Source organism: Microcoleus sp. Pol17C6 (assembly GCF_036701145.1).
Lineage (GTDB): Bacteria > Cyanobacteriota > Cyanobacteriia > Cyanobacteriales > Microcoleaceae > Microcoleus.
The window spans coordinates 99,255-119,102 of sequence record NZ_JAUBQH010000003.1; the positions used below are offsets into that span (position 1 = coordinate 99,255).

Genomic DNA, 19,848 nt, shown 5'->3' on the forward strand with positions numbered 1-19,848 from the left:
TGCCCATCTATGGATTCGATCGCAACTGCTGGTCAACTTTAGCAATCGCAGCATCGTGTTCCGCCTGCGTGCGGCTAAAAATGTGAGTACCGTCGTATCGAGCCATAAAATACAGATATTCTGTCTTTTCCGGAGTCAGAGTCGCTTCCAGACTTGCGATTCCCGGAGATGCGATCGGAGTTGGGGGTAGTCCTGGATTTATATAAGTATTGTAAGGAGAAGGCGTTTCTACTTGCTTAAAAGTCAGAGGCTTTTCCTTAGTTTGCCTGATGCCTAGAGCGTATTCAACTGTCGGGTCAGAGCCCAACGTCATACCCTTATTCAGACGGTTGTTGAATACTCCAGAAATGCGGTTCCGCTCGGAAGCAACCACAGCCTCTTTTTCTACAATACTAGCCAGCGTCACCCACTCTTTCAAATCCAGCTTAGTATTCTTTTGATTCTTTTGATAGATCGGCAAAGCCAACTGCTCGAAACGACCGAGCATTTGCTTAATGACAGCTTCCGGGGTAATTGCATCGCCGTCTAGCTGATAAGTATCCGGGTACAAAAACCCTTCCAAGTGAGGCAATCCGCTCGGTAGCCAAGGGTACTGAGCGTAGGGAACTTGACTCGCCACCGCCATAAAATCCTTAGCCGGAAAAAAACCTTGCGCTTCAAAATAAGCGCTCATTTGTTGCAGCGACCACCCTTCTGGAATAGTGAAACTCTGCTGTGCGACTTCGCCCTTCCAAATTTTGTCAGCAACTGCACTCAGAGGCTGAGTAGGCGAAAGTTGGTAAGTTCCTGCTTTAAAACCTCCCTCGCGGTTTTGCAGAGTCAGCCAGCGGGCCCACATATTCCATGCCGAGCTCGATCGAATTAACCCCGCTGCCTCTAAATCGCGGCCGATTTTTTGACTGGGAGTACCCTCCGGGATTTGGATAGAAACAGCAGCATCCTCTGCCGGATTCCCCGATGAGGATGTGATTTTAGGCGGCGCCGAAGCCCAGCTCCACCAAGCCCAGCCTTGCCAAGCGCAAACTCCCCAGATGGCCGGCAGCAACGCCAGATAAAACAACCATTTAGAGACTTGCGGAGTACCTTTTCGGCTCTCGCGCGTGCTGCCTTTTGTCATTTGTTCTTTATTCATAGTCCGTTGTCCTGGATAAGCGGCGGTTAACTAGCGACTAATGACTGATGACCTGCGATTGATGACCGAAAAGTTACGAATACAAGCCCTTAAAAAGACCCAATTCACGCGGCCCAATTCAAAAGCCCGATCGCGAAGGCAGAAGTGGCCATCTCGAAAAAGTTCGATCGGGCGAGCAGTTTACTGTTTTATAAAATAGTAAAAAATTCTGCTTTTTGCCATCAGGGCTTGTGCCTGCAATTAATATCTAATCAAGCTCGTCAAAGAACTGGTCTTCCAGCATAGGTAACATCGGTTCCAGCCTTTGGAACTCTTCTTCCGAAAGCAATTCTGGCTTGCCGTCGTCATCCATTCTAGCCAATATAAAGAACGGGTCGAGAGGCGTATAAATGGCATATTCCTGTTCTTCGTGGTAGAAGCTGGTCAGCCACATCAGTTCCTCGAATTCGGACTCCTCATCTGGATCGACATCAGATGCCATATCCTCTTCGGGAAATTCCGGCAATTCACCAACAACAGTCAGCGTCACCGCCGTGCGCCGGAGCGTCAAGTTCTGCTCTTGCAGGACAACTTTAGCTGTATCAAAAATTTTGTCAATTTCGGTCTCGTCTTCTACAGGAATTGCGGCTTCGTCGTTATCGTCTCCCTGCCAAGTAAAAATTTCTACGGGTGAGTCAATCGGAAGCAGCAAAGCGTATTCTTGACCTTCTAGGTTCATAGAATATTCTATGTTGCAAGTCAGCGATCGCCCAACTTCATCCGTCAGGGTGACGGACTCTTCGTTGGAATTGCCATTCTCTTTTTTGCGGTATGGGGATGAGGACATCGCGTGTATCTTATTTTCCGTCAATAATTCAGTAACGTTTGCTTGACAATGGGGAATTTTCGTGGCGATATTCTGGCTAAGTGGGCGATCGCCAGTCCACCAGCTTAAACCGCGAGACTCGCGGCCTTTTCCACAGGCGAGGAGTGCAGCGTTTAAATCTCAGTCGAGTCAGCAAGCGACACTGAGGACAAATCACGATTTTGTGATTCTTCAGTACCGAGGTACAGCAGAATTTTCTCCAGTTTGTCAAGGGTTACAGGTGTGCGTAGCAAACTTGCACAACCAGGATATCACGCCTTTGTTACCAGCTATCAAGGATTGGGAAGGGCGGAGATATTTTGCCTCCGCTCGTCTAGCCACTGCTGCAAAATCAGGGCTGCTGCTTTGCGATCGATCGCACCCTTATTTTGCGACACCGAAATCCCTTGTGTTTTCATCAATTCCTCTGCCTCAACCGAAGTCAGGCGCTCGTCCACGTATTCTAGGGGGAGTTCTAACGCTGCGGCGATGCGATTGGCATATTTCTGCACCTGTCGGGCTTGAGCGCCCAATTCTCCGCTCAGGGAGTAGGGCAAGCCTGCAACCAAAATTTGCACTCTCCGCTCTCGCACGAGCTCTCGGAGATAAGCTACGTCTCGCTCGAAGGACGATCGTACCAGTGTTGTAATGCCCGTAGCTATTAAACCGGTGCCGTCACACCCGGCGATGCCGACTCGTTTGAGGCCGATATCTAATCCCAGTGCTGAAATCCATAATTTATCGTTGGACATTATCAATCAAGCAATTTTAGATTTTAGATTTTAGATTTTAGATTTACTGTTTTTTGGCGTAAATAATCTTATTTAACGAACCGCGAAGACGCGAAGGACGCGAAGGAATAAGAGAAGAAAGTAAGAAGAAGATAGGTAATCTTAGGTTGAGCTCAATTAAAAGCAGAAGGGATATTTTGGGATTATGGCCGAAAAAAAGAATTTTTTGGATGATTAATTCTATTTTTTTCTGTCTTCTACCTTTTACCTTCTGCTTTCACTTATTAAGAATTGAATTCTCCTGGCCAGCCGCCGTCTAGAGGCAACTCTGGCAGATTTAAAGGCAAAATGCTGCTGCCATCAGTTGCTGCTGATTCGGAATTTTGGCCGCCCAAGGGGTTAACTTGATTCGTTTGGCTGTTTCCTGAGTCAGCCAACAGAGGTTTAATCTCACAGGACGGGTGCCCTGCTGTCGCTTCCCCAGCCATCGGGCCGAGCCAGGACATCCGGCCCGGTACGGGTTTGCGAGTTGGCTGGAAGCTTTGCAGCATTTCTGATAGCTGGAGTCCTTCGAGAGAGACTAACTTGGACTCGCGCAATTTGTGCCACACCGATCGAGACATTAGCAAACTGTGTTCCACGCGCACTGCTCCAAATTGCTCTAAATAAGCTTCCCGTTCCGGCTGATAGTCAGCGGAAGCCAGTTGCAGGCTTTGAACTGGGAAATCTTGAACAAGGCGCGCCATCTGGGACAGGAGTTCTGGATAAAGCCAAGTGTAAGCCGGGTGTACAGTCAACTGGGCGACGTGCGGTTGCTGGCCATTGCGGGATAGCTGCACCTGAAAATAGCCGATCGCGGCTTTGCGCTGCGGTTCAAACACGTAGCCGCTGACTACCTCGGTTTTGCCCAGCCACTGTCTGACACCTTCGACTAAAGCGCCGAAAAAACTGGTTTTGAAATCTTGAATGTGCCGATCAAATACTTGGCGCACCAGGGGCGGCATAGACGCGGTATCCAGTTGGTAGAGCAACTGAGCGTCTGCGTTGCTGACCGGCAGCAGATTGGGCAAATCTGGCGTCGAGGAAGCCATTTCTTGCAGGCGTTCTGGGGCGATCGTCCAGTAAGTCATCTGGGCCAAAGGCTGAAACCCGTTTTGCCGATACAAAGCCAAGGAAGTTTTGTCCCCGATATTCACTTCCAACAGCCACGTCCGCGCCTCCCAGACTGCCTCAAAGCAGTACCGCAGCAGCATGGAACCAATTCCTTTGCTGCGGGCTTCCGGGTCTACTCCTATGCGATCGATCCGCCAAGTGCTGCGGGTGCGGTTGAAAGGAGAAATCTGAATTATGCCCTTAACGCTCCCCTCTTCTTCGGCAACGTGGGCACGGAACAGGGACTGACAAGGGTTGGGAAACAAGCTAAAAATCTTTAGCAGTCCGTACCAGCGGCGAATCTGCTGCAACTTTCTACCTAATACCACGTCGCAGCTTCCGCCCTTGCTGTTTTCTGGCTCTTCGGCTGTTTCCGCGCACAGTTGTTCCATCACCTCGATGTCGCGATACTGAAACGGGCGAATCACAACCTGGTTTTGGTTTTGGGAGGGAAATGAAGTCATAGCATACAAGTGGAGAATGGAAATTTAAAAATAAAAATTCAGAAAGGGGAAGAGTTAGATAAGTTTTGAGTTTTGAATGGGTAAATTTTGAGTTCAAAACTTATAACTTTTGATTCTTCTCCCTTTCTTGCTGGATCGAAAATTAAAAATTGCAAATCATCTTTTTGAATTTTTAATTTTCTGTTTTCAACTCAAGATTTTTGTGGCAGAGGTCGAATTACAACGACCGGTGTTCGCTCGTCAGCATTCCCGGCGGGGTTGCTGCGCAAGGCTTCCTCTAAAAATGTTACCGATAAATCGGAGGTCGCTGCTAATATCTTAACTGCTTTCAAGTCATTAGCGTCTACGATCGCCGCCGCAAGTCCGGTTTCTCGTTGAATTTCTTCTACAACTTGCTGGGGATTGTCGGGGCCGAGGACAATAAATTGGTCGAAGGGAGGCAAAGTCCCGGTAACGTCATCGATCAGCCTGGCTTGTTCCCCTGCTAGTTGGTAAAAGACTCCCGGCTTGCCAAATATTTTCGCCACAGAGCCGATCGCAAATGCTGCTACTACGCGCCAAGGGCCTACTACATCAACCAACGTCTGCATTCCGCAAGCCGTGGCCAAACTCGACATCGGCAAGAAAAACAAGCACACTCGCTTTGCCGCCCATCCGGGTTTGACTTCGCTGGGATGGCGATAGCGTCCCTGCATCAAAGCTAGGGGAGTTTCTGCGAGGGCGACAATATCACCTTTCTGGGCGCGCGGGAGCACGTACCGCTTGACAATTTCGACGGGATTGTCCAATTCTGCCAGTATGTGAGTGCGAATCGGCAAGACTTCTGCAACTCCGACATTCCTGGCGATGGGTACGGTGTCCGAGTTTGGAAATTGCAGCGGGACTACTACGTTACGGACTTTGGGGATGCGGCCACTTGGGCCGTAGGTGACGAAATGTACTTGCACCCAAGCCGACTGCAATTTGGTTAAATCTTGCCCTTGAATGTCTACAGAAACTTTAATTTTTGTGGTTTTTTGGGCTTTAACAATATAGCCGAACCAGTAATCGTCTGCTCTGGCTACTGCGTCTTTGTGGCAAGGCATCACCTTTGTCTGGGAAGTAACGCCATCCAAACTTCCGTCTGACAGCAGTTTCACCTGCGCCCGCACTTCCGGCAACATAATCTCAAACCGCTGTGTCAGGTTGCGGAACTCCATTTCCCCGACTAAAAGATAGCGGTTGGGTTCCGAGATGGCTAAGTGCCATTCTCCGGCTGTTAGTTCTAGTTTATTTGCACTTCCAGTCCGGCGATAGTTCAACTCTAGGCCCAATCCGCCCAATGCTAGCAGCGAACCGGCTGCTGCGATTCCTGTTGCTAAAGTCTCAATCACTCTAATTACCGCCAATAATATTTTGTGTTTACTGTAGTCGATATCGGGTACTTTGAGCGCTGATCCGGTAGTAATTGGATTGTGCTGAGTTTGTTGGGGGATCTCGAACTTATGCCCAATTACACGTAAGTGCGATCGCCTCTGGTGGTTACAGCGGTTAAGTTGCTGTTCCAAGAGCTCTCCTCGTGAGTTAGATCACTCCAAAATCTGACCTTGCTTAATCAGGGCATGAAAAAAATTAGTTGAAAATCCCGACTCTTTGTGGATACTGATTTCTCTGACTTACCTATTTAGCCTTTCCTATCCTAAACCAGCAACGTCTACAAAACAAATCACTTAATTCAATAGTAGGAATTTTCTAAAAAAACATATTGTATATTTTTTTAGAGGCTAATTTATAAACAGGCACTCCACATTTTTTAGAAAATTTATTAATCATTTAATCTGTAAAAAAAATCTGTATACATGAGTTATTTTTGGCTCGCTAAGCTAAGACTGTTCCAGATGTCCGATCGCCAGCCTCCAGCTTCTTCAAGGTCGAATGAACAGCGAGCCGCTAGCGCCGTAGTGGTCAGTACCTTTAATAATCTACTTCTTAAGTAACAGTCCAAATCTAGTTCTTAGGCAGTAGATTTTCTGAGAAGTATATAGTTAGCCTAGTAAATGTAACAGTAATACCCAAGGATATCTATGACTGATAATAACCAGCCTTTTAAGCAGCCTGAAGCCAATCCTGACTTCCAGGAAAAGAATGTTGACAATAGCGAAAACCAGCAGCTTCAGGTTCAGACTAACGAAAATGCAGAATCAAAGGAAGATCAATCATCAGGCTCAGGCATTGGTGCGAGGATAGCTGGAGCAGCAGTCGGGGGTATACTAGGTGCTCGCTCTGGAGGCATTATTGGTGCTGTAGCAGGCTCAGTTGCTGGCGCTATGATTGGTAAAGGTACTGCTGATACTGTTAACCGTGCTGTAGATAATTTAGGGGATGCAGCACACAGCGTAGCAGACGGTATTACACACACTGTAGAAGAGCTAGGGACAGTAGTAAAGGAAACTGCTGAGGAAGTTAAACCATCTATCAAAGCTACAGCAGAAGCAGTCAAAGAGACTGTTGAGGAAACTAAGCCTTCGATTAAAGGTATAGCCGAATCTGTCAATGAGACAGTTAGGGAAGCCAAGCCTTCTGTAGTAGATGCAGTCAAGAGTGCATCCGAGGAAGTCAAACCTACGATTAGAGAAGTAAAAGATTCAGTCAAGCAGACAGTCGAAGGTGTCAAGCCTTCTATACAAAGTGCAGCGGACTCTATTAAGAGTACGGCTGATGAAGTTAAGCCTTCTGCCAAAGCTGTAGCTCAAGAAATTGAGGGGGCAACTAAGGAGTTTAGATCGACTGTAAAAGATACAGCGAAGGCTGTGGAGCCATCTATAAAAAGTGCAGCCGCATCGCTTCAGTCATCTGGCAAGAGTGCAGCCGAATCAATTAAGTCATCTGCTCAAAGCGCAGCCGAATCTGCTAAAGGTGCAGCGCAGGATGTTAAGTCATCTGCCCAAAATGCAGCCGAATCTGCTAAAGATGCAGCGCAGGATGTTAAGCAGGATGTTAAGTCATCTGCCCAAAATGCAGCCGAATCTGCTAAAGGTGCAGCGCATGATGTTAAGTCATCTGCCCAAAAGGCAACCCCATCTCCTCAAGGTGCAGCGCATGATTTTAAATCATCTGCCCAAAATGCAGCCGAATTTGCTAAACCTCCAGTGCCTGATTTTAGGTCATCTGCCCAAAATGCAACCCCATCTCCTCAAGGTGCAGCGCATGATTTTAAATCATCTGCCCAAAATGCAGCCGAATCTGCTAAACGTGCAGCGCATGATTTTAAATCATCTGCCCAATATCTAGCCGAATCCACCGAGGAAAATATGGATACGGATATTCACATCTCCGGCACTCCTAAACTCAAGGATCAAGTGGTCATTCATGACAAGAGAATCATTAAGGACTAGGTAAAGTAAGGACTTAACTCCAGCTTGTTAAAGCTAGCCCTAAGAGAGTTTAACAGAGAGTGGATCTGAGAAAAAAGTCCACTCTTTTCTGTTTAGGAGGAATGCGATCGCCTAGGGTTTAACGGAGAGTCTATTTATTTAGGAGCTCTCCCCCTGAAGAAGGAGAGATTCCGTTCATAGTTCATAACAAATTGTAGCCATTTGTCGTAACTGCTCACCGCAACAAAGCTGCGGTGAGCAGTTACACTTTAACTAAGAGCGCGCCACTTAATATTTCCTTAGCTAATTATGAATTTTTCCACCGACTTACTGAGAGTGAAACTTTGTTTGGCGCTAAAATTGTTTAGGCTTTGATTGTTGTGCCTCTTGGGAGCGAAGATACGGAAATATTTGTGTGGGAGGCGAACAATTGCTCGACTACGGGCAGAAGTGGTTAAAACTGCTAAAGTTTTTTGTAGAAAAAGCTGCTTGATAAATCGAGAAATAGTTAGGGTCAAGCTGATGTGGCCAGTTCAACCCCTAACTATTTAATATCCAAATTGCAAAGTCACAGAAGCTTCTACCTGCTGTTCCCCTCCCACCACAGGCGTTGTAGCGTCAGCAGCAGCCATGCGAGCACCAGCCACTTGCCGATACATTGGAGGCGGCGCGATCGCACCATTGACTTGAATGCCCAGAATCTCTCCCCGCTTGAGGTTGAGGGCGCTCAAGACTGCATCCGCTTGCGATTGAGCGTCTTGAGTTGCTTTGCGGAGTGCTTGTTTTCGAGCAGATTCGATCGCACTATCGGCAGCGGCAAAACTCACGCCGTCGATGCGTGTGGCCCCGGCATTCACCGCATCGTCAAGCAAAGTGCCGGCAGATGCAGTATTAATCCGAAAACTGACGGTATTCGTGGCCGTATAGCCTGTCAAGCGCTGCTGGTTGTTGTCGAAGTTATAAATGGGATTGAGGGTGATGCCGGCAGTTTCGAGTTTTTCGACTTGGCGCGATCGCAGCAACTCTACCACAGCCGACGATCGTCTCGCCGCTTCCTGCTGCACCTGTGCCGCCGTTTTCCCCTGCACCTCAACCCCCAGCCGCACTTGTGTTTGAGTTGTAGGAATCGCTTCCACACCCCGCCCAGTAACACTCAGCGTTCTGATCCGCTGTTCTTGAGCCGCCGCCGGATCTAATCTCACAAAACTCACGAGAGTTAAGGTTAAACACAACGCTGTTACCAGACTGCGGAAATTAATGCGATCGCGACGTTGCAAATTTGAACTCATAAACTTGATTCTCCTCACATACAACAGATGCTATACTTTACCTTGCCACTGAAATTGCTAAATATCCGGGTTGTTACATTTTTAGCAACTAAAAAAATAGTCAGTAATTCTGAAGAAATTGTGAGTTATTATACTGTCCGTAGGACGCTCCACTAAAAAATCGGTGTTCTAGGCAAAATCAGAGGTTTGGCAATGATAAATAACGATAAATATAGAAACCCACCGGGTTTCTGAAACTGTCGGCACAACTCCTAGTTCATTTTAATTTTAATGCTTAATAAATATTGACAGTAGTTAAGTTTTGTCGCATCTCATAGGTCGTCCAATTAAAATATTCTGATTATAAATGTTGTCAATTGAATCTGTGAAAGCTGTCTCTGTTATTGACTCAAAAACAGTAGAAACTGTTGGGTCTTTAAATAGGGTATAAATTTAGTTGAGTCACTCAATACAAAAATGCCAGCCCAAAAAACATCTCAAGCCCCAACAAATAGATAAACTACAAAAAGCTTTAATAGAGGGAAAAAAAGCAAATATTCGAGAAATAATTATGATTTTATTATTGCTCAATGACGGCAAAGCAAAATCTAAAATCGCTGATTTTTTGGGTTGCTCAGTCAACAAAGTATCCAACAGAGTGTCTCAATGGAGACACAGACAATCTAGAAAGTTTGATGGATAAAAAATGGAGGGAAATCACAAAAAAGCCAGAGATAAATATATACATATATTATTAAAAACTCTAGACAAAGACCCTCAATAAGTAGGATATAATTTTGGAAGATGGACAGCGCAGAGATTAGCAACATAATTATAATAATTCACATAAATAAAATTATATGTAGGACAAGTTCGGAGGATATTAAAGCAAAAAAACTATGTTTACCTCGCTCGCTAAGTATAGCCTAGAGTCCAAAAAAAATCCTAAAAAAAGGACAGCGTTTAAAATAAAGATAGCAAAATATCTAAAAGTATAAAAAGAAACGCCAGAACGATTACAGGTATGGTTTTGGGACGACATTGGATTTAGTTGAAGAGTCACCAGCACAAAAAACAGGTGTAAAAAAGGAAGCCGAAAAAAGGTCAGAAGAGACCGAAGAAAAGGCAGAGGTAATGTAATGGAAGCAGGGAGGAATTTGTATCAAAAAATGTAGGTAGACTTTATCAAAAGAGGCAATTAATATAAGTTTTATCAAGTGCTAAAACTCTTTTATGAAGAGCTAATCAATGAATGGTATTAGCCAGTAATCAAGCCTCACAATTTGCTGAGAAATGAGCAACAATAGTTATCATTCTTGATAAGGCTAGTTTTCATAAGAAAGAAGAGTACCTGAAAAAACTTGAAACAGAAATGCCTAATCTTCATTGAGAATTTCTCCCCGAATACAGCCTCTACTATAACTTAATTAAATTAGTATGGCATTCAACCAAAAAATATATACTCACTCGAACTTTTACATCAATTGAAGAGCTAGAGTATTTATTGCAGATCCTCTTAAATGAACGAGAATTAATAATTAAATGAGGGCGCAAAATCAAAAATAATGGCAATGCTTGTATCACAGTTTAAATATGCAATAGCTTAATGCTAATAGCCCTGGAGAGCAAGCACTTTGACCGCAGTTAGATCGACACAAGGTAACAAAATCACTATCTAAGTAGAAGACTCCGAGTTCGTCGCGCATTTTCATATACGGGTTTCCTTTCCGAAAGGAGGTTCGTGCTCTATTAAGCGGTGATTTCTGGAATCAATGACGAGTACCGGGGGTGAAGAGTCATAATCAATTATTGAATGTGGTGCACGATCACACAATCATTCTCGCTATTAATTGTGACTCGACCTGATGGTTTCACCCCTCAGATCGAGTCAGCAGTCTCTTTCAAACGCCGAGTAATCAATGAGATAACTTCTACTTGAAATCTCCTAAAGACCTGCCGCACAAACAGCCGCTCCAATTAACCCTACATGGGGATTCAAAACAAGACGAACAGGCATCATTTCTAACAGCGAATCCATCCGGCCTTTGTGGGTAAAAGCCCTCATAAAACCTCCGTCTTGAATCAGCGGCAAAATTTTAGCAGCGATGCCGCCGGCTATGTACAAACCGCCGTAAGGTAACAGTGTCAGAGCCAGATTTCCGGCCACTGCACCGTAGGCTTCTACAAACATTTGCATTGTTTGTTCCGAAAGCCGATCGCACTTTTTGAGTGCCGCCTGTGCAATTGTCGCCCCCGGATCGACACTCTTCTCACTTTTACCCATTTCTGACTCCCATTTTTTGATAACTTCCCCTATCTCCGGCGATTCAGGAGCAAACTTTTTGTCCCGCAAAAACTGGTAAATTGAAACAATCCCTTGTCCCGAAACTACACGCTCGATCGATATTCGGGAAATGTCGTGTTTTGCTAACAAATATTTCAGCAATTGAAACTCCAACTCCGAACGAGGAGCAAAGTCACCGTGTCCCCCTTCCGAAGAAAAAACCCTGATACCATTTGCTTCGGGAATTCCATAACAATTTCCTAAACCTGTACCCGCACCAATCACAGCAATTGGATCGTGTTCGCGAGGTTTTCCCACTTGCAAAGTGTGCAAATCTCGATCGTCCAAAGCCCACACGCCGTAGCCAACCGCGACAAAATCATTAATTAAACTAACGTGTGATATTCCTAATTCCTGTTCCAGACGCTTCGCATCCAGCATCCAAGGCAAATTAGTCAGTTTTGCAGTGTTATTAACCACCGGGCCTGCGATCGCAAAACAAGCTTTTTCCGGCAATGGCGTCAAATCCAATTTCGTAGCAGCTTCCCTCAAAAACTGCTGCACCATCGGCACTAAATCGGGAAACTCCGCGCTCGGATAGCGAAACTCGTAAAGAGCGTTCATTTCACCGTTAACAGTCCTTTCCACTAACCGCAAAATTGTCTTAGTTCCGCCAATATCGCCCGCTAATAATAATGCCATAAATCTCCTATTTTATTAGTAGTTGTCTTGATTTCTTTGCCGAATAACCCACCTAGTTTATAACAATTACAGGCAGATTGGTGAACTCTTTTTTTTAACGAACCGCAGAGGTACTCTTGACTCAGAGAAAGAGAACAGACAGAGAAAGAGAGATTCTCTTGAGGGCTTAAATTTGCGATATTACCAAATGATTGATAACACTACTAATTTAAACACCCACAGTATTAATTGCCAACCAAGCCCGCAGCACCTCAGCCACAGTCCAAGCTTGAGCCGTGCAGCCCCGAGGCGAGTGAGGGGCGTCGCCCTCAAAAATTTCGCCCAGACTGCCAACTCCGCCGCCCCTTATATGATGTGCCATCGGTTCCAGGAATTCGCTCGCTTGTGCTGGGTTTTTGTATACGTGTAAGTGCGCCAAGACAAACGGGCCAATCAGCCAGCCCCAAACTGTGCCCTGGTGGTAGGCGCTGTCGCGCTGCAATTGGTCGCCTCCGTATGCGCCGCGGTATTGCGGGTGCTGCGGCGAGAGGCTGCGGAGGCCGACAGAAGTTAGAAGCTGTTGAGCGCAGCCGTCCACCACGGCGCGCTGCTGGATGGGCGTCAGTAACGGTGTATAGCGGGTTTCCTGGCGCATCCCCGCTGACAAGGAGTTGGCGGAGTGAGGAGGAATCGAGTCTAGGGGCAAGGATACGGCAAATATTTGGTTGGGCCGCAGCGAACTATCGTGTCCGTCGGGGCCGTCGAGAACGTCGTAACAGTAACCGGTTGAGGCATTCCAGAAGCGAGGGAATCCGGCGGCTGTTCGATCGCCCAATTGTTGGTATTCATTGTGAGGCTTGCCCAGTTTTCGAGCAAAACTTGCCATAGCTTGTATAGCATTGTACCAAAGCGCGCTGAGTTCGATCGGCTTACCAATCCGGGGTGTCACCACCCAATCGCCGATTTTGGCGTCCATCCAAGTCAGTTGCACGCCGGTTTCGCCCGCGTAGACTAAACCGTCATCGGGATCGACGCGGATGTTATACCGAGTACCCTGCAAGTGCCAGTCAACAATCTCACATAACACCGGCCAGAGTTCGGTCAAAAGGTCGTCGTCGCCCGTGGCATCGACATAAGCCCGAATTGCCTCAAAGTACCACAGCGTGGCGTCTGCGGTGTTGTATTCCGGTTCGCCGCCCGCATCCGGGAAGCGGTTCGGCAGCATCCCCCGATCGACATACCGCGCAAATGTCCGCAAAATCGATCGCGCAATTTCCCATCGCCCGGTACAGATTGTGAGGCCGGGTAGGGCGATCGTCGTATCGCGGCCCCAGTCGCTGAACCAGGGATATCCGGCGATGATTGTTTTGCCTTGGGATTCCTCCGGTAGGGGGCGGCTGACGATAAATTGGTCGGCGGCTAGCACTAAGTGATTGATCCAGTCGGGAGATTCGCTCACTTTCGACCAGTTTTGCAGCAGTTGTCGGTCATAAGCGCGGCGCACTTCTAAAGCTTTACCGCCATTGAGTTCGGGATTTTTCTCGGTGCTGGCTATCAATGTGAGAGAACTTCCCGGTGCGATCGTCATGTGAAAAGTCGCCGCCTGCAAGTGATCCTCGCAGCAATCCAATCCGCGGCGCTTTTCGGCTGCTAGATCCAATCCGTAATGCCAATTGTATAAGGGCGCAGAGACTCGAAAGTTGGCCTCTGGTGCGGCATCTGTCAGCAAATACAGGGGTGCAGCCTTGGGAAATGCAGTCACGCAAACCCCGCGTTCCAAGGTTTCTAGGCTCATCTGCCAGTCGCCGGCGCTCGTCGTGTGGTGGTAGTCGCGGTAGTTGACTAGGGCTTTGACAGCGAGGGCGATCGGTTGTGAGGCGCGGTGCAAGCGGTATTGAATATATGTTGTGTTAGCACCTTGCTGCATCCAAATCCGCTTTTCCAGGATAGCGTCGGCGAGAGCAAACCTCCAAACAGGCGTCGTGCCTTCGAGGTGAAAGCTTTCGATGTAGTTGTAGCCGTGGGGTTCCATCGTCGCGTCGGCCCAGCGGTTTGTATAAAGCGGATAGGCGCGATCGTGATACACAGCCGTCTCGTCCAGCTTGGCGAGCATCAAAGTGCGTCCCAGCGGGGGTTTGAGGGCGGCTACCAACAAGCCGTGATAGCGGCGGGTGAGGAGATTTGCGATCGTCCCGCTAGCGTAACCGCCGATCCCGTTTGTGACCAACCACTCCCGAGACTCCGCCGAGTCGAGATTGCAGCAGATTTCCCGTCCAAAAGCCATAACCATAAAGTCCACACTCGCGCTGATTTTTGACCTACCTTTAGGTAGATTTTCGACATGATATCAACCAGAAATATTAACGCTTCCAGACCGTTAATTTGGCGATCGCCCCCGTGCCGATTCCTGCTCTAATTTAGACACAACCAACCGCTAATTTTGCCAATTACACAATTTTTGCCTTTGATGCCTCTGTCTAAAGTTAGTTGTTTGTTATATTAAGTAATATTACCGTCTAAACAGGCGCTGAACGTTAAGGGCAAAGCATTTGATGGCGCGTCGGGCGATCGAACTACCAACCTATTTTATAAGGAGAACAACTCAAAGTGAAGATAGGAGCAAATTACCTCGGCAACAACCAATGTGAATTTACCGTTTGGGCGCCCACCGTCAAACAAATCGCAGTCCAAATTGTTTCCCCAAAAAAACGCCTGATACCCCTGCAACAATCAGCAGAAGGTTATTGGCAAACCACAGCTACAGACATCGAACCAGGAACCCTTTACACCTACCAAATCGAAGGAAAAACCGACCGACCAGACCCAGCCTCAAAATATCAACCCCAAGGCGTACATGCCCCGTCGCAAGTAATAGATGAAAATATTTTTACTTGGACTGACACAAATTGGCAAGGCGTGCCGCTAGCCGAAATGATTATTTACGAACTGCACGTCGGCACGTTCACCCAAGCCGGAACCTTTGAAGCAATAATTCCCCAGCTAAAACAACTTAAAGAATTGGGAATCAACGCTATCGAAATAATGCCAGTAGCCCAATTCCCTGGCGAGCGAAACTGGGGATATGACGGCGTATATCCCTACGCCATTCAAAACTCCTACGGCGGCCCCGAAGGCTTTAAAACACTCGTCAACGCCTGCCACGAACACGGTATTTCAGTAATTCTCGATGTAGTTTACAACCACCTCGGCCCCGAAGGAAATTATCTCAGGGACTTCGGCCCCTACTTTACCTCAAAATACGGCTCGATTTGGGGAGAACCCCTCAACTTCGACGATGCCTACAGCGACGGCGTGCGTAACTACTTTATTGAAAACGCCCTCTACTGGTTTCGAGACTATCACATCGATGCTCTGAGATTAGATGCAATTCAAGCAATATTTGAAGTTGGTGCAAGACCTTTTTTACAAGAACTATCCGATGCCACAGCCGAGATTTCCCACGAACTAGGACGGCAACTTTACTTAATAGCCGAAAGTGACTTAAATGATGTCCGCACTGTACGTCCCAAAGAACTCGGTGGCTTCGGACTAGACGCCCAATGGTGCGATGATTTCCACCACGCACTGCACGCCTTGCTCACCGGAGAAGACGACCGATACTACCAAGATTTCGGCAAGTGCGAACACCTAGAAAAATCATTCAAAGAAAGCTTTGTTTACTCCGGCCAGTACGCCCCCCACAGAAAGCGGAAACACGGCAATTCTGTTAAGGATGAACCCGGTCATAAATTTGTAGTATTTTCCCAAACCCACGACCAAATTGGCAACCGCATTTTGGGAGACCGATTATCCAAAATAGTTGACTTTGAAGGATTGAAACTTGCAGCCGGCACAGTTTTAATTTCTCCCTACATTCCCTTCTTTTTTATGGGAGAAGAATACGGAGAAGAAGCACCGTTTTTTTACTTCATTTCCCACTCGGACGAAAACTTAATTGAAGCTGTCCGCAAAGACAAACAACAAGAATTTAAAATCTTTGAAGGCCGAGGCGAGTTTAACGACCCCCAGAGTCCTGAGACTTTCGATAAGTGTAAGTTAAACTGGGAAAAACAAACCGAAGGCAAACACAAAATCCTTTGGGAATGGCATCAACATCTGATTCAACTGCGGCGGACAATACCGGCCCTTAAAAAACTCGACAAAAACAGTCTAGAAGTGTCCAGCATTGAAGCGGAAAAAATCTTATTTCTACGTCGCTGGACAGATGACAGCCAGATATTCTGCATTCTAAACTTCAACAGTCAAGAGGTAGCCTTTACAGCTGCACTTCCCCAAGGCAACGGTCACAAAATTTTAGACTCTGCTGATGAAAAATGGATGGGTTCAGGTTCTAGCTTGCCTGAAAAGATAACTTCACAGCAAGAATTGACTGTTAAACCCCAGAGTTTCGCACTTTACGAAATAATACAGAAATAGTAGGTTGAGCGGAGCGAAGGGTTCGCTCCCGCTCAACCCAACAACTGATTTTAGATTGGCGATTTGAGATTTTAGATGGGAGCAAAAATCTCAAATCTCACTTAAATCTCATAGTGAAGGGCTTGGGCGGAGTGAAACGGAGGGTTAGTTCTCCACTCAACCTAACTATTTCTAATTTTAAACAACAAATCCAACCAACTAATTAATTAGGAGTAAAATTAAGATGAGAATTCCCACAACTACTTATCGGCTTCAATTTCATGCAGGTTTTAACTTTGAATCCGCCAAACAAATCCTTAGCTATCTGGAAGATTTAGGAATTACCGACGTTTACGCTTCACCGATATTTAAAGCAAGAAAAGGCAGCTCTCACGGATACGATGTCGTTGACTCAAATCAGATCAATCCCGAATTGGGAACATCAGAAAATTTTGAAGCCCTCACATACGAAATCAAGAAACGGAACATGGGATGGCTGCAAGATATTGTCCCAAACCACATGGCTTACGACACTCAAAACTTGCTACTGTTAGACGTATTGGAACACGGGCCGGATTCCGACTATTTCGATTACTTTGATATTGAATGGAATCATGCTTACGAACATCTCAGAGGTCGAGTTTTGGCTCCGCTGCTGGGCAATTTTTATGGAGAGTGTCTGGAAAATGGCGAGATTCAACTCAAATACAGCGAAATTGGGCTGACCATCAATTATTATAGCTTACAATTGCCAGTAAGAATTGAATCTTATGCTAAATTTATCAGTCATAATTTGGGGCATTTAGCCAGGGAATTAGGCAGACGCCATCCAGATTTTATCAAGTTTTTGGGAATTCTTTATTTGATTAAAAATACACCTTCAGAAACTAAAGGTAAAACCCGATACGATCAGATAGCTTTTGTCAAAGGACTGCTCTGGGAACTCTACAATCAAAATCCCCTTGTACAGGAATTCATTGATGAAAATATCAAAGTTTTTAACGGAGAAAAGGGAAATGCCGAAAGCTTTAATCTGCTAGACGACTTGCTTTCCGAGCAGTTTTACCGTCTGTCTTTCTGGAAAGTCGGGGCAGAAGAAATTAACTACCGAAGGTTTTTTACGGTAAACGAACTTATTTCGGTAAAAGTTGAAGAGATTAAAGTTTTTCACAAAAACCATGCTCTGATATTCGACATGGTTGATGAGGGAAAGTTTACCGGATTGAGAATCGACCACATCGACGGACTGTACGACCCCACAGAATATTTGAAAAGGCTCCGGGAGAAAACCGGAGACACTTACATTACTGTTGAAAAGATTCTGGAACACGAAGAAGATTTGCCGTCATATTGGCCGATTGAGGGAACTAGCGGCTACGACTTTTTGAATTACGTAAACGGCGTTTTTTGTCGGTGCGATCGCGAGCAGCAATTTAGCGAAATATATCATAGATTTACTCGCTTGACCGTTCCCTACGAACAGTTGTTTTTAGATAAAAAAGGGCTGATTGTTGAGAAAAACTTGGCGGGAGATGTAGACAATCTAGCTCAACTTTTGAAGAATATCTCCGGTCAATCGAGACAGGGAAATGATTTTACTCGTCCCGGTTTGGAAAAAGCATTGGCGGCTGTTTTGACGATTTTTCCAGTCTACCGGACTTACATCAATCAAGATGGTTTGAGAGAGTCCGATCGCACTTACGTAAAATATGCGATCGCTCACGCGAAAGAACAAGTACCGCGACTTCTCAAGGAACTTAAATTTATCGAAACGGTGCTGTTGCTGGAAGAAGAAGAAACCCTAACAAGCGAACAAAAAGAGCAGCGCCGGCACTTTGTAATGAAACTCCAGCAGTTGACAGGACCTTTGATGGCCAAAGGTGTTGAAGACACGCTTTTATATGTCTACTATCGGCTTTTATCCCTCAACGAAGTGGGAGGAAACCCCAGCCAGTTCGGCGTGTCGTTGGTAGATTTTCACGAGTTCAACAAACAGCAGCAAGTCGCTTGGCCGCACAAAATGAATGCTACAGCTACCCACGATACCAAACGCGGCGAAGATGTGCGAGCTCGAATTAACGTTTTGTCCGAAATTCCCGATGAATGGGAACAGCAAGTCAAGTCTTGGAGAGAGCTAAACTCTTCTAAGAAAGTCAACTTTGTGAATCGAATGGTTCCTGATATTAATGACGAATACTTCTTGTACCAAACTATGCTCGGCACTTTTCCCTTTGAGGGAATTGAAAACACTGATTATGTCGATCGCCTGAAAGATTATGCCATTAAAGCCGTCCGCGAAGCCAAAGTTTATACGGCTTGGCTGAGACCGGATAACGACTACGAAGCTGGTTTTATGACCTTTATCGATAGCGTTCTCGAACCTTCGGAACAAAATCAGTTCCTCAACAAATTTATACCTTTCTGCAAAAAAGTAGCTAATTACGGAATTTTCAATTCTTTATCTCAAACGCTGCTGAAAATCGCGGCTCCGGGCGTTCCAGACATTTATCAAGGGACGGAATTCTGGGATTTAAGCCACGTCGATCCGGATAACCGCCGTCCCGTTGATTTTGACCGCCGAATCGAGGTTTTGCGGGAAATTAAAGAGCGATCTCAGACTGATATTTTGCAACTGGTTGAAGATTTGATGGCGACGCGGGAAGACGCTAGAATTAAGTTGTTTTTGACAGCAAGAGCGCTATCTGCGAGAAAAAAATACTTGCAAGTTTTTAAATCAGGCGACTATCTGCCCCTGCAAGCAGTTGGCACATTTAAAGATAATGTTGTTGCCTTTGCCAGAAGCTTTGAAGATACTACAGTTATTGTCATTGCTCCCCGGTTTTTCACGGGAATTGTCAAACCAGAAGAATTGCCGATCGGCAAACAAGTTTGGAAAGATACTAATTTGAAATTATCCGAGCAAATGCCGTCGGTTTGGAAAGATGCAATTACAAATCAGGCGGTAGAAAGTAACGGTACGTTGGCAATTGGTGAAGCTCTGACTTACTTTCCAGCAGCTCTGCTGATCGGAGAAAAATAGCAATTAAAAGCTGGAAAATTCCCGAATAATCCGAGATTCCCAGCAGGCGGACTTGAGGCTCTCCCTCAATATATTCCTTCCCAGGCACAGCCTGGAAGTAAACCGATAGGGGCACGGCATTGCCGTGTCCCTTTTCAGAATTGATATTAAACCTGATTGGAAGTCAAAAAACCGATCGCGCCTACCAACCAAACAAAATTTATATACATAAGACGGCAAATACAACACAACGTATACGGTTTGCCACAATACCCGAATGGATCGCACACCGTACATTGGGAAGAGTAAAGAAAAGCAAAGCAGTCAACAACTGTAGCGGTGCAAGCCTCACGGATGCAACCGTCCCCCAACAGGTTCGGTAAATACCCCTTCATCGCAAGGTCTACCGCCCGCAGTATAGAGATCAGCACCCTATCGAAGACTGTATTAAAGCAGGACTCACTACCCGTAAACCGCGAGGTAAAATCGCAGTCCTGAATAACC

11 protein-coding genes and 1 pseudogene are annotated in these 19,848 nt (G+C 46.1%); 4 read left to right on the top strand and 8 right to left on the bottom strand.

Annotated features, from left to right (window positions below; translation table 11 throughout):
• Window positions 1–7 precede the first annotated feature (7 nt).
• From mltG to QUA25_RS02640, 5 genes are all read right to left on the bottom strand, one after another.
• Window positions 8–1,132 (bottom strand): endolytic transglycosylase MltG, encoded by a 1,125-nt coding sequence (gene mltG, locus QUA25_RS02620; protein WP_333035335.1) that lies wholly within the window; start codon window positions 1,130–1,132, stop codon window positions 8–10.
• 247 nt (window positions 1,133–1,379) lie between these two features.
• Window positions 1,380–1,958 (bottom strand): DUF3727 domain-containing protein, encoded by a 579-nt coding sequence (locus QUA25_RS02625; RefSeq protein WP_333035336.1) that lies wholly within the window; start codon window positions 1,956–1,958, stop codon window positions 1,380–1,382.
• A gap of 311 nt (window positions 1,959–2,269) precedes the next feature.
• Window positions 2,270–2,728: a Holliday junction resolvase RuvX gene (ruvX, locus tag QUA25_RS02630; RefSeq protein WP_333035337.1), complete on the bottom strand. Its 459-nt coding sequence runs from the start codon at window positions 2,726–2,728 to the stop codon at window positions 2,270–2,272.
• Between the two features lie 263 nt (window positions 2,729–2,991).
• Complete coding sequence (locus QUA25_RS02635) at window positions 2,992–4,323, bottom strand: GNAT family N-acetyltransferase (RefSeq protein ID WP_333035338.1); 1,332 nt, start codon at window positions 4,321–4,323, stop codon at window positions 2,992–2,994.
• Between the two features lie 191 nt (window positions 4,324–4,514).
• A complete protein-coding gene (locus QUA25_RS02640; RefSeq protein ID WP_333035487.1) occupies window positions 4,515–5,696 on the bottom strand; it encodes a F420-0:Gamma-glutamyl ligase in 1,182 nt (393 codons plus the stop codon).
• 690 nt (window positions 5,697–6,386) lie between these two features.
• Between QUA25_RS02640 and QUA25_RS02645 the strand changes: the two genes are divergently transcribed.
• Entirely contained in the window at window positions 6,387–7,697 is a 1,311-nt protein-coding gene (locus tag QUA25_RS02645; protein ID WP_333035340.1) for a hypothetical protein, read from the top strand.
• 527 nt (window positions 7,698–8,224) lie between these two features.
• Here the strand turns inward: QUA25_RS02645 and QUA25_RS02650 are convergent.
• Window positions 8,225–8,965 carry an SIMPL domain-containing protein gene (locus QUA25_RS02650; protein WP_333035341.1) on the bottom strand — a complete coding sequence of 247 codons (741 nt, stop codon included), beginning with the start codon at window positions 8,963–8,965 and terminating at the stop codon, window positions 8,225–8,227.
• 448 nt (window positions 8,966–9,413) lie between these two features.
• Between QUA25_RS02650 and QUA25_RS02655 the strand changes: the two are divergent.
• A pseudogene (locus QUA25_RS02655) lies at window positions 9,414–10,490 on the top strand (IS630 family transposase).
• A gap of 399 nt (window positions 10,491–10,889) precedes the next feature.
• Here QUA25_RS02655 and QUA25_RS02665 read toward each other — a convergent pair.
• Both QUA25_RS02665 and QUA25_RS02670 read right to left on the bottom strand, forming a co-directional pair.
• Entirely contained in the window at window positions 10,890–11,930 is a 1,041-nt protein-coding gene (locus QUA25_RS02665; RefSeq protein ID WP_333035343.1) for a glucokinase, read from the bottom strand.
• Window positions 11,931–12,138: 208 nt separating this feature from the next.
• A complete protein-coding gene (locus tag QUA25_RS02670) occupies window positions 12,139–14,199 on the bottom strand; it encodes an amylo-alpha-1,6-glucosidase (RefSeq protein ID WP_333035346.1) in 2,061 nt (686 codons plus the stop codon).
• A gap of 317 nt (window positions 14,200–14,516) precedes the next feature.
• Here QUA25_RS02670 and treZ point away from each other — a divergent pair, with 317 nt between their 5' ends.
• A complete protein-coding gene (gene treZ, locus QUA25_RS02675) occupies window positions 14,517–16,346 on the top strand; it encodes a malto-oligosyltrehalose trehalohydrolase (protein ID WP_333035348.1) in 1,830 nt (609 codons plus the stop codon).
• A 223-nt stretch (window positions 16,347–16,569) separates the two neighbouring features.
• Window positions 16,570–19,365 (top strand): malto-oligosyltrehalose synthase, encoded by a 2,796-nt coding sequence (gene treY / locus QUA25_RS02680; RefSeq protein WP_333035351.1) that lies wholly within the window; start codon window positions 16,570–16,572, stop codon window positions 19,363–19,365.
• Window positions 19,366–19,848: the final 483 nt, after the last annotated feature.